13 protein-coding genes are annotated in these 10,873 nt (G+C 71.0%); 10 read left to right on the top strand and 3 right to left on the bottom strand.

The window, feature by feature from the left end; all coding sequences use genetic code 11:
* The first annotated feature begins 55 nt into the window (after positions 1–55).
* Genes ASD66_RS04510 through ASD66_RS04475 form a run of 8 tightly spaced genes read left to right on the top strand, consistent with a single transcriptional unit; the run spans position 56 to position 6,006 of the window.
* Positions 56–799: an SDR family oxidoreductase gene (locus ASD66_RS04510; protein WP_056687947.1), complete on the top strand. Its 744-nt coding sequence runs from the start codon at positions 56–58 to the stop codon at positions 797–799.
* A 23-nt stretch (positions 800–822) separates the two neighbouring features.
* A complete protein-coding gene (locus ASD66_RS04505) occupies positions 823–1,608 on the top strand; it encodes an SDR family oxidoreductase (RefSeq protein WP_056890154.1) in 786 nt (261 codons plus the stop codon).
* A 25-nt stretch (positions 1,609–1,633) separates the two neighbouring features.
* Positions 1,634–3,331 carry a thiamine pyrophosphate-binding protein gene (locus ASD66_RS04500; RefSeq protein ID WP_056890153.1) on the top strand — a complete coding sequence of 566 codons (1,698 nt, stop codon included), beginning with the start codon at positions 1,634–1,636 and terminating at the stop codon, positions 3,329–3,331.
* A gap of 5 nt (positions 3,332–3,336) precedes the next feature.
* The gene (locus ASD66_RS04495) at positions 3,337–3,957 is read left to right on the top strand and encodes an alpha/beta fold hydrolase (RefSeq protein ID WP_200949854.1); all 621 of its coding nucleotides are present in this window, start codon (positions 3,337–3,339) and stop codon (positions 3,955–3,957) included.
* The gene (locus ASD66_RS04490) at positions 3,950–4,168 is read left to right on the top strand and encodes a recombinase-like helix-turn-helix domain-containing protein (protein ID WP_056687956.1); all 219 of its coding nucleotides are present in this window, start codon (positions 3,950–3,952) and stop codon (positions 4,166–4,168) included. Before ASD66_RS04495 ends, ASD66_RS04490 begins: the two co-directional genes overlap by 8 nt.
* 1 nt (position 4,169) lies before the next feature.
* Complete coding sequence (locus ASD66_RS04485; protein ID WP_056890152.1) at positions 4,170–5,252, top strand: Rieske 2Fe-2S domain-containing protein; 1,083 nt, start codon at positions 4,170–4,172, stop codon at positions 5,250–5,252.
* Positions 5,252–5,614, top strand: a complete 363-nt coding sequence (locus ASD66_RS04480) for a hypothetical protein (protein ID WP_056890151.1) — start codon at positions 5,252–5,254, stop codon at positions 5,612–5,614. Before ASD66_RS04485 ends, ASD66_RS04480 begins: the two co-directional genes overlap by 1 nt.
* The gene (locus ASD66_RS04475) at positions 5,611–6,006 is read left to right on the top strand and encodes a RidA family protein (protein WP_200949853.1); all 396 of its coding nucleotides are present in this window, start codon (positions 5,611–5,613) and stop codon (positions 6,004–6,006) included. The genes ASD66_RS04480 and ASD66_RS04475 overlap by 4 nt, the downstream gene beginning before the upstream one ends.
* Here the strand turns inward: ASD66_RS04475 and ASD66_RS04470 are convergent.
* From ASD66_RS04470 to cysC, 3 genes are all read right to left on the bottom strand, one after another.
* Complete coding sequence (locus ASD66_RS04470) at positions 6,003–6,752, bottom strand: IclR family transcriptional regulator (RefSeq protein WP_056890563.1); 750 nt, start codon at positions 6,750–6,752, stop codon at positions 6,003–6,005. The two genes, ASD66_RS04475 and ASD66_RS04470, sit on opposite strands and share 4 nt — an antisense overlap.
* Entirely contained in the window at positions 6,749–7,894 is a 1,146-nt protein-coding gene (locus ASD66_RS04465) for an FAD-dependent monooxygenase (RefSeq protein ID WP_056890149.1), read from the bottom strand. Before ASD66_RS04465 ends, ASD66_RS04470 begins: the two co-directional genes overlap by 4 nt.
* A gap of 234 nt (positions 7,895–8,128) precedes the next feature.
* The gene (gene cysC / locus ASD66_RS04460; protein WP_056890148.1) at positions 8,129–9,364 is read right to left on the bottom strand and encodes an adenylyl-sulfate kinase; all 1,236 of its coding nucleotides are present in this window, start codon (positions 9,362–9,364) and stop codon (positions 8,129–8,131) included.
* Positions 9,365–9,418: 54 nt separating this feature from the next.
* Here cysC and ASD66_RS04455 point away from each other — a divergent pair, with 54 nt between their 5' ends.
* Positions 9,419–9,805 (top strand): hypothetical protein, encoded by a 387-nt coding sequence (locus ASD66_RS04455; protein ID WP_056687973.1) that lies wholly within the window; start codon positions 9,419–9,421, stop codon positions 9,803–9,805.
* A gap of 33 nt (positions 9,806–9,838) precedes the next feature.
* Positions 9,839–10,798: an asparaginase gene (locus ASD66_RS04450; RefSeq protein ID WP_056890147.1), complete on the top strand. Its 960-nt coding sequence runs from the start codon at positions 9,839–9,841 to the stop codon at positions 10,796–10,798.
* The last annotated feature ends 75 nt before the right edge of the window (positions 10,799–10,873 follow it).

Raw genomic sequence — 10,873 nt, 5'->3', positions numbered from 1 at the left:
GTTCTTCGACTCCTCCGCTGCGCTCCTCCGCCGAACAACTCGCCGGGGACCCCGCATGAGCACTCTCACCGTGGTCACGGGAGCGGGTCGCGGGCTCGGCTTCGCGATCGCCGAGAGACTCGGCGCCGACGGTGACCGGATCATCGTCGCCGAGCTGCGCCCCGAGCTCGCCGAGAAGGCCGAGAAGCAGCTGAGGGACCAGGGCGTCGACGCGCACGCCGTGGTCACCGACATCTCCGACAAGGACTCGGTCGCGGCGCTCGCCGAGCACGCCGCGTCCCTGGGCGGAGCGAGCCGGCTGGTCAACAACGCGGCCTTGGCCGACGGCGTCGGCGGCGACACCTTCTGGGAGCTCGACGAAGCAGCCTTCTCGCGGGTGATGAACGTCAACGCCTACGGCACCTGGCTGGTCAGCAAGCACCTCTTCGGCCAGCTCGCGGCCACCGGCGACGGCGCCATCGTCAACATCGCCTCCGACGCGGCGTTCTACGGCTCGCCGCGGCTCGTCCACTACGTCGGCTCCAAGGGGGCCGTCCTCGCGATGACCCGGTCGATGGCCCGCGACGCCGGGCAGCACGGCGTACGCGTCAATGCCGTGGCGCCCGGCCTCACCCGGGTCGAGGCCACCGAGACCGTGCCGGCCTCCCGCTACCAGCTGTACGCCGACCACCAGGTGCTCGACCGCGAGCAGACCCCGCAGGACGTGGCCGGAGCGGTGGCGTTCCTGCTCTCCGACGACGCCGGCTTCGTCACCGGCTCGACGCTGGTCGTCGACGGCGGCTTCGTCATGAACACCTGACCATCCAGATCCAGGAGACCCACATGGACCTCAAGCTCGCAGATCGCACCGTGATCGTTTCCGGCGCCAGTTCCGGCGTCGGGCTCGCCACGGTGCGCCTCCTCCTGCAGGAGGGAGCCCGGGTGGCCGGATGCGCCCGCGACCTCGGCCGGCTCGAGGACGCGGTGGGCGGCCTGGGGGCCGATCCCGATCGGGTCCACCTCGCCTCGTGCGACGTCACCGACCGAGCGGCCGCGGAGGACTTCGTCGCCAGCACCGTCGGCGTCTTCGGCGGTGTCGACGGCCTCGTCTGCAACGCCGGACGCTCGCTGATGGCGCGGCTGGGCGAGACCGAGGACGACCAGATCCGCGAAGAGCTCGAGCTCAAGATCTTCGGCTCGTGGAACCTGGTCCGGGGTGCGCGCTCAGCGCTGGCGAAGTCGGACGGCGGTGCTGTGGTCAACGTCAACGCGATCCTCTCCCGCCAGCCCGAGGGTCGTCTGGCGGTCACCTCCGCCGCGAGGGCCGCCCTGCTCAACCTCACCCACTCGATGGCCACCGAGCTGGCCGCCGAGGGCACCCGGGTCAACTCGGTCCTGCTCGGCCTGGTCGACACCGGCCAGTGGCGTCGGCGCTTCGAGGCCGCAGACACCGACCTCGACTACGACGCCTGGAGCGCGGAGATCGCCGCGGAGCGCGGCATCGGGCTCGGCCGCTTCGGCACGGCCGACGAGGTCGCCTTCCAGATCGTCACCCTGCTCTCACCGCTCAGTGGCTACACCACGGGTGCCTCCATCGACGTCGGCGGCGGCATCGGCCGCTACGTCTGACCAGGCAAGGACAAAGGACTCGAAGATGAGCAACGACAAGACGCTCCACCCCACCGGCCGACCCGCCGGCCAGCTGCCTGCTCGTGAGCCCACCGGCGGCGACGTGCTGGTGCAGGTCATGCGCCGTCACGGCATCGACACCGCGTTCGGCGTGATCAGCATCCACAACCTGCCCCTGGTCGAGGCAGTGGCCCGCGAGCTCACCTTCGTCGAGGTCCGGCACGAGGCCGCCGCGGTCAACGCCGCCGACGGCTACGCCCGTGCCTCGGGCAAGATCGGCGTCGCCCTGACCAGCACCGGCACCGGTGCCGGCAACGCAGCCGGCTCCATGCTGGAGGCCCTCACCGCGGGCAGCCGGGTCCTGCACGTGACCGGCCAGATCGAGACCGAGCACCTCGGTTCGGGACGCGGCGTCATCCATGAGGTGCCGCGCCAGCTGCAGATGCTCGACGCGATCTCCAAGCATGCCCACACGATCACCGACGCGAAGAGCGTCGAGGCCGACCTGGAGCAGGCGGTGGCCCGAATCCTGTCCGCACCCCAGGGTCCCGCGAGTGTCGAGTGGCCCAGCGATCTTCAGTACCTCGCACGCCCCGACGAGCAGCTGCCCTTCGAGGCCGTCGTCGACGCGACCGTCGCCCCCGAACCGACCGACGTGGCCGACGCGGTGCGCCTGCTGTCCACGGCCAAGCGGCCCCTGATCTGGGTCGGCGGCGGGGCGGCCGGTGCCCGGGCCGAGCTCACCGAGCTGCTGCACACCCTCGGGGCTGGGCTGCTGACCAGCAACTCGGGCCGGGCGATCGTCCCGGAGGACGACGACCTGGTGATCGGGAACTTCGCCTCCACCCCGCAGGTGGCGCGCCTCCTCGAGCGGGCCGACCTGCTGCTCAGCGTCGGGTCGCACTTCCGGTCCAACGAGACCAAGAGCTATCACCTGCCGTTGCCGACCCCGCACATCCAGATCGACGTGGACCCCGCGGCGATCGGACGGGTGCACCCCGCGGACGTGGGCGTCACCGGGGACGCGGCGGCCACCCTGGCCGCGATCAACGAGGCCCTCGTCGACACGTCGGTGGAGTCCACGTGGACCCACGCCGTACGCACGGTGCGGGCCGATGCGCGCAGGACGCTCACCGACTACATCGGTGGCTACGCGGAGATCTGCTCCACGATGCGGGCGATGCTGCCCCGCGAGTCGGTCGTGGCCCGCGACGTCACCATTCCGTCGAGCCAATGGGGCAACCGGCTGCTCGAGCTCTACTCCCGTGAGACCAACATCTTCCCGCTCGGTGGCGGGATCGGCCAGGGCCTGGCGATGGGACTGGGTGCGGCCTCGGCGCGCACCGACGTACCCACGGTCGTGATGGCCGGCGACGGCGGGCTCGCCGTCCACCTGGGTGAGCTGGCCTCGCTGGCCGGCTCCCGCGCCTGGTGCGTCGTGGTCGTCTTCAACGACGGCGGGTACGGCGTGCTGCGCAACATGCAGCGCGCCAACGGCTTCGACGAGGCCGGCGTCGACCTCTTCACACCCGACTTCGCCCTGCTGGCCGCCTCGCTGGCGATGCCGTACCACCTCGTCCGGGGGCCCGGGGAGTTCGAGGGCGCCTTCCGTGACGCCCTCGCGGTCCGCGGCCCGGTGATCGTCGAGGTCGACGTGGCCGCCGTCGAACCGAAGCCGGGCGCCTTCGTGCCACCCGTCCACGTGCCCACGAAGGAGGGGTGAGTCCGATGACAGATCCTGTGACAGGTCTCCTCGAGGCCGAGCGCACAGCGGTGCGGCCGATCGTGTGCCTGCACCCGACACCCGGTGCCGCCGACTGGTTCGACCAGCAGCACGAGGACCTCGACGTGATCGCCTGGGAGACTCCGGGCGACCTCGCCCTCGACGCCACCGACCCGGGCTCCGTCGACCGCTGGGTCGAGGGAGCGGTCACCGCGGTGACCTCGCGTGGCGAAGGTCCCGTGCACGTGCTGGCCACCGGCGCCGCGGCGTACGGCGCGATCGTGCTCGCCTCCCGGCACCCGGAGCTGGTCGTGAGCCTCCTGCTCGGTGACCCCGAGCTGGCACACGCAGCCGGCGCAGAGACGGAGCGCGCCGACCTGCTGCGCTCGATCGTCGCACCCACGCTGGTGATCGCCTCGGCCCCTGATCCGGGCCACGGCACAGCCGACGCCCAGGCGCTCGCCGGCGGCATCGACAACGGCGTGTTCGTCATCATCGACGGCTGCCGGGTCCCGGCCCACCGGGAGCGCGGCAGCTCGTTCAACGAATGGGTCAGCTCTTTCACGATCATCGCCGAGGGCCTCATGGCGCTGGCGCCGCAACGACAGGAGGACATCAATGCCTGAGCAGTATCTCGTCCAGAACCAGACCCACCCGGAGCCGCTGAGCCCCTACGAGCAGAAGCTCTCCGGCGCGCTCATGGAGATCTTCGGCACCGGAGTGCACGACCTCGACGGGCTCCTGGCCGGACTCAACGCCATGGGGCTCAACGCCCCCGAGGGCGACGCCTGGAACGAAGCCAACTTCCGCGCCGAGATGCGCCGACTGGGAGACTGACATGACCACCACTGCTGCACCCACGACCGCCACGTCGGCACCTCGCCGCGCTGTCGGCGTACGACGCCCGCTCGATGCCGGCGACCTCGCCGCCACCGGACTTCGCGACCGCTGGTACCCGATCTACCCGTCCCACATGGTCAAGCCCGGCGCGATGGTCAAGGTCACCCGACTCGGTGTCGACTGGCTGCTCTTCCGCGGCGCCCAGGGCAAGCTCTTCATGCTCGAGGACAGGTGCCCGCACCGCAGTGCACCGCTCTCGGTCGGTCAGCACCTCGGGGACCGGGTCGCCTGCAAATACCACGGCGTCCAGGTCGACGGCACCGGCACGGTCGTCTCCGTGCCCGGCATGCCCGGCTGCGCACTGGAGGGCAAGCAGGCGACGGTCTCGCTGCAGGTCGTCGAGGCCGCCGACACGATCTTCGCGTTCGTGCCGCTGACCGCCGACTCCGAGCCGACTCCGTTCGTCCTGCCCGACCGGCTCACCGACGACGAGGTGTCGTGGTTCCCCAACTACGCCGAGTGGGCGGGGCCCTGGCGCTTCTACATGGACAACGTGCTCGACCCGATGCACGGCGCGTTCCTGCACCGCGACTCGCACTCGATGTTCGGCGGCGACACGTCCGCACGCTTCCGGATCCGTGAGACCGACCGCGGGTTCTTCTTCGAGAAGACCGACCAGGTCGGGGTGAACTTCGACTGGGTCGAATACGTGCGCGGCTCGATGGACTACGTCGACCTGGAGATCCCCTACGCACCGAACGCCGGCCCCGGTGGCGTGTTCGGCATCGTCGGCATGGCCACGCCGATCGACGCCGACAACTCGGCAATCTTCCACTGGCGCACCCGCCGGGTGCAGGGCTGGGAGCGCGAGGTCTGGCGCTTCCTCTACCGCACCCAGCTCGAGGCGAAGCACTGGACGGTCCTCGAGCAGGACCGTGAGGTCCTCGAGGCGCTGGCGAGTGACGCGGACACCGAGGAGCACCTCTACCAGCACGACCTCGGGGTGTCGCGGATCCGGCGGATCTACCGTGCCGACGCACGCGCCCAGGCCGCCGTGCTGGCCGGTACGCCGGCACGCTGATGTCGTCCGAGACGCTGTTGCTCACCGTGGTCCTGCGACACGACCAGTCCCAGAACCTCGAGGAGCTGCAGGGCAGGCTGGACGATGCTGGTTGGTGGCACGGCTTCCCGCCGGAGGGCTGCGAGGTCGTCTCCTGGGTGGTGGCGATGGGCCTCGGGCAGGTCGTCACGCTCCGGCTCCCGGCCAGTCGCCTGGCCCAGGTGAACGTCGAGCTGGAGCGTCGGGCCTGGGGCGTCTTCGAGACCGACTTCTACCCGACGTACGACTTCGTGCCGGTGCGTGAGCGGCTGACCCGGGAGTCGGACGCCCGGCTCTCCGACGCGAGCCTCTCCGAAGCGAGCCGCTCCGGCGTGCCGTCGTGAGCCCCGACGCCGCGGGAGTTCCGGCGCCCCCGCGGCCCGGCATGTTCAGCAATGCCCGCGTGCACGGCGAGCACTTCTTCCTCTCGGGGATGCACGCCGGGGGACCGGACGGAGTCGTCGGCGGCGACGACACGCTGCGCCAGGCGCGCGAGGCGTTCCGACGGGTCGTGGCCCTGGCCGAGGCCTGTGGGGCGGCGGTCGACGACATCCTCGTCCTGCGCGTCTACCTGACCGACATGACCGACAAGGCGCTGGTGGGTCGGGCGCGCAGCGAGGTGTTCACCGGCGTGATGCCCACGTCGACGCTGGTCGAGGTGTCGGCGCTCGTGGAGCCCGGCCTGACCGTCGAGGTCGAGGCGCAGGGCATCATCGGCGCCGGTGGCCGGGCCTAACCTCTGAGCATGGTGGAGAGGTCGGTCGCCTCGTAGGCGACGGCCCGCTCGATCTCGTCGCGCCGGTCGGTGAGCTGCGCGGTGGGCCCCGCGACCGAGAGTGCTGCCACAGGTCGGCCGTGGTGACCGTTGACCACGGCGGCGCAGGCATCGACGCCCGCTTCGTAGGCCCCTGAGCTCCACGCCGTGCCCTGTGCAGACTCCTCGGCCAGCAGCGCGGTGAGCGCGTCGTACGTCGACGGAGTCTGGTCACTCACCGTGGGCAGCGGCTCCGGCCCGAGCAGGGCGCGGAGGTCGGGCTCGGTGTGCCCGCCGAGCAGGACCCGGCCCGGTGCCACCCAGTGGGCCGGCACCCTGCTGCCCACGGCGATGTTGCTCACCAGTGGAGTGGCCGGCACGGAGCGCATCAGGTAGAGGCACTCGTTGCCGTCGAGCACCACGAGGTAGGCGGTCAGCTGGAGGCGGTTGCTCAAGGCCCGCAGGCAACGACGCCCGAGGCTGGTCAGGTCGACAGACCCGAGGGAGTGCCCGGCGAGCTTGAGGAAGGCCAACCCGATGCGGTGACCGCCGCTCTCCTGCCGCTCCAGCATGCCGGCCGCCTCGAGGTCCTCCAGCAGCCGCATCGCGGTGACCCGGTTGATGCCGGTGGCGCGAGCGAGCTCGCTGAGGTTGGCCGTGGACCCGCCCTCGGACACGTGACGCAACAGCGCGAAGACGCGCTCGGTCGGAGAGTTCGGCTCGGTCATGCGAGCGGCACCGTCCACGCGTCGTACTCGTAGACCCAGTCGCCGTTGCCGGCCGCCTTGAGCCAGTTGTTCTCGCGCGAGCCCACCTGGATCAGCGCGGTGCGCTCGCGGCGGGTCTCCTCGTAGCGCTGCAGGCGCGCAGCCGGGTCGCGCTGGGCGCCGGGTCGGATGTCGTCGCCGGGCTCGGTCAGGCATCGCGACAGCACGACGGCGTCCTCGATCGCCTGGCCGGCTCCCTGCGCCATGAACGGCATCATCGGGTGACAGGCGTCGCCGAGGAGGGTGACGCGTGAGGTGCTCCAGCGGGGCAGTGGGTCGCGCACGTAGAGCGCCGACTTCAGCACGCTCGTGCAGGCGTCGAGGAGGGTGCGGGCCTCGGGGTGGAAGCCGGCGTACGCCGCCCGCAGCTCGACCACGTCGCCGGGGCAGGTCCACGACTCCTCGCGCCACGAGTCCTGCGGAGTCGTCGCGAAGATGAAGACGTCCTTGCCCTGGTTCAGCGGGAAGGTGACGATCTGCGTGGCCGCGTCGGGACCCCACCACTTGGTGAACGCGTCGAGGTTCTGCACGGTTGCGGAGACTGTTTCGACGGGGACCACCGCGCGGTAGGCGACGACTCCGGTGAACTCGGGGTGCTCCTCGCCGAGGAGCGCGGAGCGGACGACCGAGTGGATGCCGTCGGCGCCGACCAGCAGGTCGACGGTCTCGGTGCTGCCGTCCTCGAGGTGGGCCACCACCGAGTCGGGTCCTTCCTCGATGCGCACCAGCCTCTTGCCCAGCCGCAGCCGGTCGGCGGGGAGCGCCGCGGTCAGGGCGTCGAGCAGGTCGGCGCGGTGCATCGTGAGCTGGGGTGCGCCGTACCGTTCCTGCGCCGCATCGGACATCGGGAGCCGTGAGGTCTCCTCGCCGGTGTCCCAGGTTCGGCTGATCCGGTGCGTGGGACGGGCCGCCGTCTCGCGGATCCGGTCACCGACGCCGAGTCCGTCGAGGGCGCGGACGGCGTTGGGGGTCAGGTTGATGTCGGCGCCCACCCGGCCGAGCCCGGGAGCCTGCTCGAGCACGATGGTCTCGACGCCCCTGAGCTCGAGTGCGATGGCCGTGGCCAGTCCGCCGATCCCGCCACCGATGATTCCGACCCGCATGATGTCTCCTGTTCAGATACGAACAATCTGTTCAAGAACTGACGATATGCCCGAGAAACCGAAATGGCAAGGCTGTCGACCCGTCGCCAGTTCACGTCGACCTGTCGTGAGTTCACGTCGACCTGTCGCCAGTTCGCGGCCGGTCGCACGAACTGGCGACGGGTCGATCCGAACTGGCGACGGGTCGATCCGAACTGGCGACGGGTCGATCGGAACTGGCGACGGGTCGATGGATCAGAGGTCGAGCAGGCCGGCCTCACGCAGCGCGTCGAGCACGTCGTCGAGGGCTTCCTCGATCGTGCGGCCGGTGGTGTCGACGCGTACGTCGGCGTCGGTCGGCTCGTCGTACGGGCTGGAGATGCCGGTGAACTCCGGGATCACGCCGGCGCGCGCCTTGGCGTAGAGGCCCTTGCGGTCGCGACGTTCGCACTCCTCGAGCGGGGTCGCGACGTGGACCAGGAAGAACTCGCCGCCGGCCGCGTCGACCATCGCACGGACCTGCTGGCGGGTCTCGTCGAACGGCGCGATCGGCGAGCAGATCGCCAGGCCGCCGTGGCGGGAGATCTCCGCGCCCACCCAGCCGATGCGACGGATGTTGGTCTCGCGGTCCTCCTTGGAGAAGGTCAGGCCGGCCGACAGGTTGCGGCGTACGACGTCACCGTCGAGGGAGGTGACCGTACGACGACCCTGCTCGAGCAGCTTGTCCTGCAGGGCCCGGGCGATGGTCGACTTGCCGCTGCCGGAGAGACCGGTGAAGAAGAGCACGAGCCCGCGCTCGTCGGGCGCGGGGCGGTCGAAGTCGACGACGGCCTGGATCTCGGCCGGGTGAGCATTCGTTGGTCGAGTAGGGCGCTCTGCGCCCGTATCGAGACCCGAACTCTCATTCGAGGGCAACGCGAAGACTGGATCGCCGGCGGCGTAGTGGGCCACCACCTGCGTGCCGAGCAGGTGGTCGGCGGACGGGTCGTCGTGCGAGGGGAGTGGTACGGCGACCACGGCCGCGTCCGGCAGCAGTGCCGCCGCAGCGAGCGTGGCCCGGATGAGTCCGACCGGGCTCAGGTCGTCGGGAGTGCCCGCGCCGACCAGCGCCAGGAAGACGATGCGTCCCGTCGGCAGCGAGTCGAGCTCGGCCTGCGTCAGTGCGTCGGTGATCGGCACGAACGTGGCGCCGGCGTGCTGCTCGCGCACATCGCCGGGGGAGAGGTAGAGCCGACGGAACGGGCCGTACTGCGCGTGGGTCAGGTGCGTGACGCTGCCGTCACGGGTGACCGTGGCCAGCGGCAGGCCTTCGGGGTCGACCAGCTCCACCTCGTCACCGAGGCCCTCGGGGAGGTGCAGCTTGACCGGCGAGCCGGGTTCGTTGAACCCGGTCAGGGGCGAGTAGGCGCCCGTGACCAGGAGCTCGAGGTCGTCCAGCTCGCGCTGGGTCGGGCAGTGCTGGGCCGGGCTGTTCTGCGGAGTCGTCGACACGGGCGCAATCCTGCCTCATTGCCGCGATGACCTGCTCGGGCGGATACTCGGCGCATGGACCTGAGGATCGTCGCGGTCTGCGCACTCCTTGCGCTGGTGCTGCTCGGCGCCGCCCCGGCCGGAACCGCCGTGCCTGTGGCGTCGGGCCACTCCCGGGCGGCTTTCCCGGGCCCCGAGCGGGTTCTCGCACCTGAGGCGCAGTTGGACCTCGGTGACCCGCAGGCCTGTGTCATCCCCGCGGGCAGCGCCGGGTCGGGGCACGCGATCGGTCGTGTCGCTGGCGGATGTGGCGCGATCCTGACGCCCGGACGCGGTGACGCGTCGGCACCCGGGTTCTGTGTGCAGCAGATCGTCCACCACGGTGATCGGGTCAGTCGGCCGTGTCGCGCCGTCCGTCCGGGCCAGCGGGGGGAGATCGTGCCCCTGGAGACGGCGCGGTAACAGCGCCGTCGCGTGGGCGATAGCGTCGGACTCATGTCTGCACCCGTTGTCGCCGCCGAGATCGTCCGCTCCGGAGTGGTCGAGGGCCACCACTACGGCTCCGTCGTCGCACTCGACACCTCCGGCGAGGTGGAGTGGTCGGTCGGCATGGTGGACCAGCCGGTCTTCCCGCGCTCGTGCAACAAGCCGATCCAGGCGCTCGGCATGGTCCGGGCCGGTCTCGACCTTCCGCCGGACCTGCTCGCGCTGGCCTGCGCCTCCCACTCGGGTGAGCCCTTCCACGTCGACGGCGTACGCCGCATCCTCGCCGGCGCCGGGCTCGGCGAGTCGGCGCTGCAGACCCCGCCCGACTACCCGCTGGACGACGCCACCAAGGAGGCGCTGATCCGGTCCGGCGGTGAGAAGGCGCCGGTGCTGATGAACTGCTCCGGCAAGCACGCCTCGATGCTGGCCACCTGCGTGGTCAACGGCTGGGACACCGCGACGTACCTCGCGGTCGACCACCCGCTGCAGGTCGTGATCGCCGAGACGTTCGCCGAGCTGACGGGTGAGGCGGTCGCCCACGTGGCTGTCGACGGGTGCGGGGCCCCGCTGCTCTCGACCTCGTTGATCGGCCTGGCACGGGCGTTCCGCACGCTCGCCGTCGCCACCTCCGGTCCTGAGGCGGCGATCGCCCGGGCCATGCGGGAGTTCCCGCAGAACGTGTCCGGCTCGACCCGCGACGAGCTCGCGCTCTTCACGGCCATCCCCGGCGCGATCGGCAAGGCCGGAGCCGAGTCCTGCTACGCCGTGGCGCTGCCCAACGGCCAGGCGTTCGCACTGAAGTGCGACGACGGGGCGCCGCGGGTCCGGCCGGTGTTGATGGCCGAGGCGCTGCGCCGCTCCGGGGTCGACAAGCTGGACGGCGTCGACGTCGCGGCGATGAACAGGACCGGTGAGCTTCCGTTGCTCGGTGGCGGGAAGCCCGTCGGCGAGATCCGCGCCTCCTTCTGATCGACAGGGCGGTAACTGCAGTTAGCAGTGGTTGAAGACGCAATCTCTTTGTCCTGTGCGGGTTCCACGGCAGCT

The sequence above is a fragment of the Nocardioides sp. Root151 genome (assembly GCF_001427925.1).
In the GTDB taxonomy this organism is placed as follows: Bacteria; Actinomycetota; Actinomycetes; order Propionibacteriales; family Nocardioidaceae; genus Nocardioides.
Note: the sequence above shows the minus strand (reverse complement) of the source record. Positions and strands in the feature narration are given on the sequence as shown.

What these genes read in the sequence shown, in the direction of transcription:
- ASD66_RS04510 (WP_056687947.1), top strand. Translation starts at nt 56, where the DNA reads ATGAGCACTCTCACCGTGGTCACGGGAGCGGGTCGCGGGCTCGGCTTC.
- ASD66_RS04505 (WP_056890154.1), top strand. Translation starts at nt 823, where the DNA reads ATGGACCTCAAGCTCGCAGATCGCACCGTGATCGTTTCCGGCGCCAGT.
- ASD66_RS04500 (WP_056890153.1), top strand. Translation starts at nt 1,634, where the DNA reads ATGAGCAACGACAAGACGCTCCACCCCACCGGCCGACCCGCCGGCCAG.
- ASD66_RS04495 (WP_200949854.1), top strand. Translation starts at nt 3,337, where the DNA reads ATGACAGATCCTGTGACAGGTCTCCTCGAGGCCGAGCGCACAGCGGTG.
- ASD66_RS04490 (WP_056687956.1), top strand. Translation starts at nt 3,950, where the DNA reads ATGCCTGAGCAGTATCTCGTCCAGAACCAGACCCACCCGGAGCCGCTG.
- ASD66_RS04485 (WP_056890152.1), top strand. Translation starts at nt 4,170, where the DNA reads ATGACCACCACTGCTGCACCCACGACCGCCACGTCGGCACCTCGCCGC.
- ASD66_RS04480 (WP_056890151.1), top strand. Translation starts at nt 5,252, where the DNA reads ATGTCGTCCGAGACGCTGTTGCTCACCGTGGTCCTGCGACACGACCAG.
- ASD66_RS04470 (WP_056890563.1), bottom strand. Translation starts at nt 6,752, where the DNA reads ATGACCGAGCCGAACTCTCCGACCGAGCGCGTCTTCGCGCTGTTGCGT.
- ASD66_RS04465 (WP_056890149.1), bottom strand. Translation starts at nt 7,894, where the DNA reads ATGCGGGTCGGAATCATCGGTGGCGGGATCGGCGGACTGGCCACGGCC.
- ASD66_RS04455 (WP_056687973.1), top strand. Translation starts at nt 9,419, where the DNA reads ATGGACCTGAGGATCGTCGCGGTCTGCGCACTCCTTGCGCTGGTGCTG.
- ASD66_RS04450 (WP_056890147.1), top strand. Translation starts at nt 9,839, where the DNA reads ATGTCTGCACCCGTTGTCGCCGCCGAGATCGTCCGCTCCGGAGTGGTC.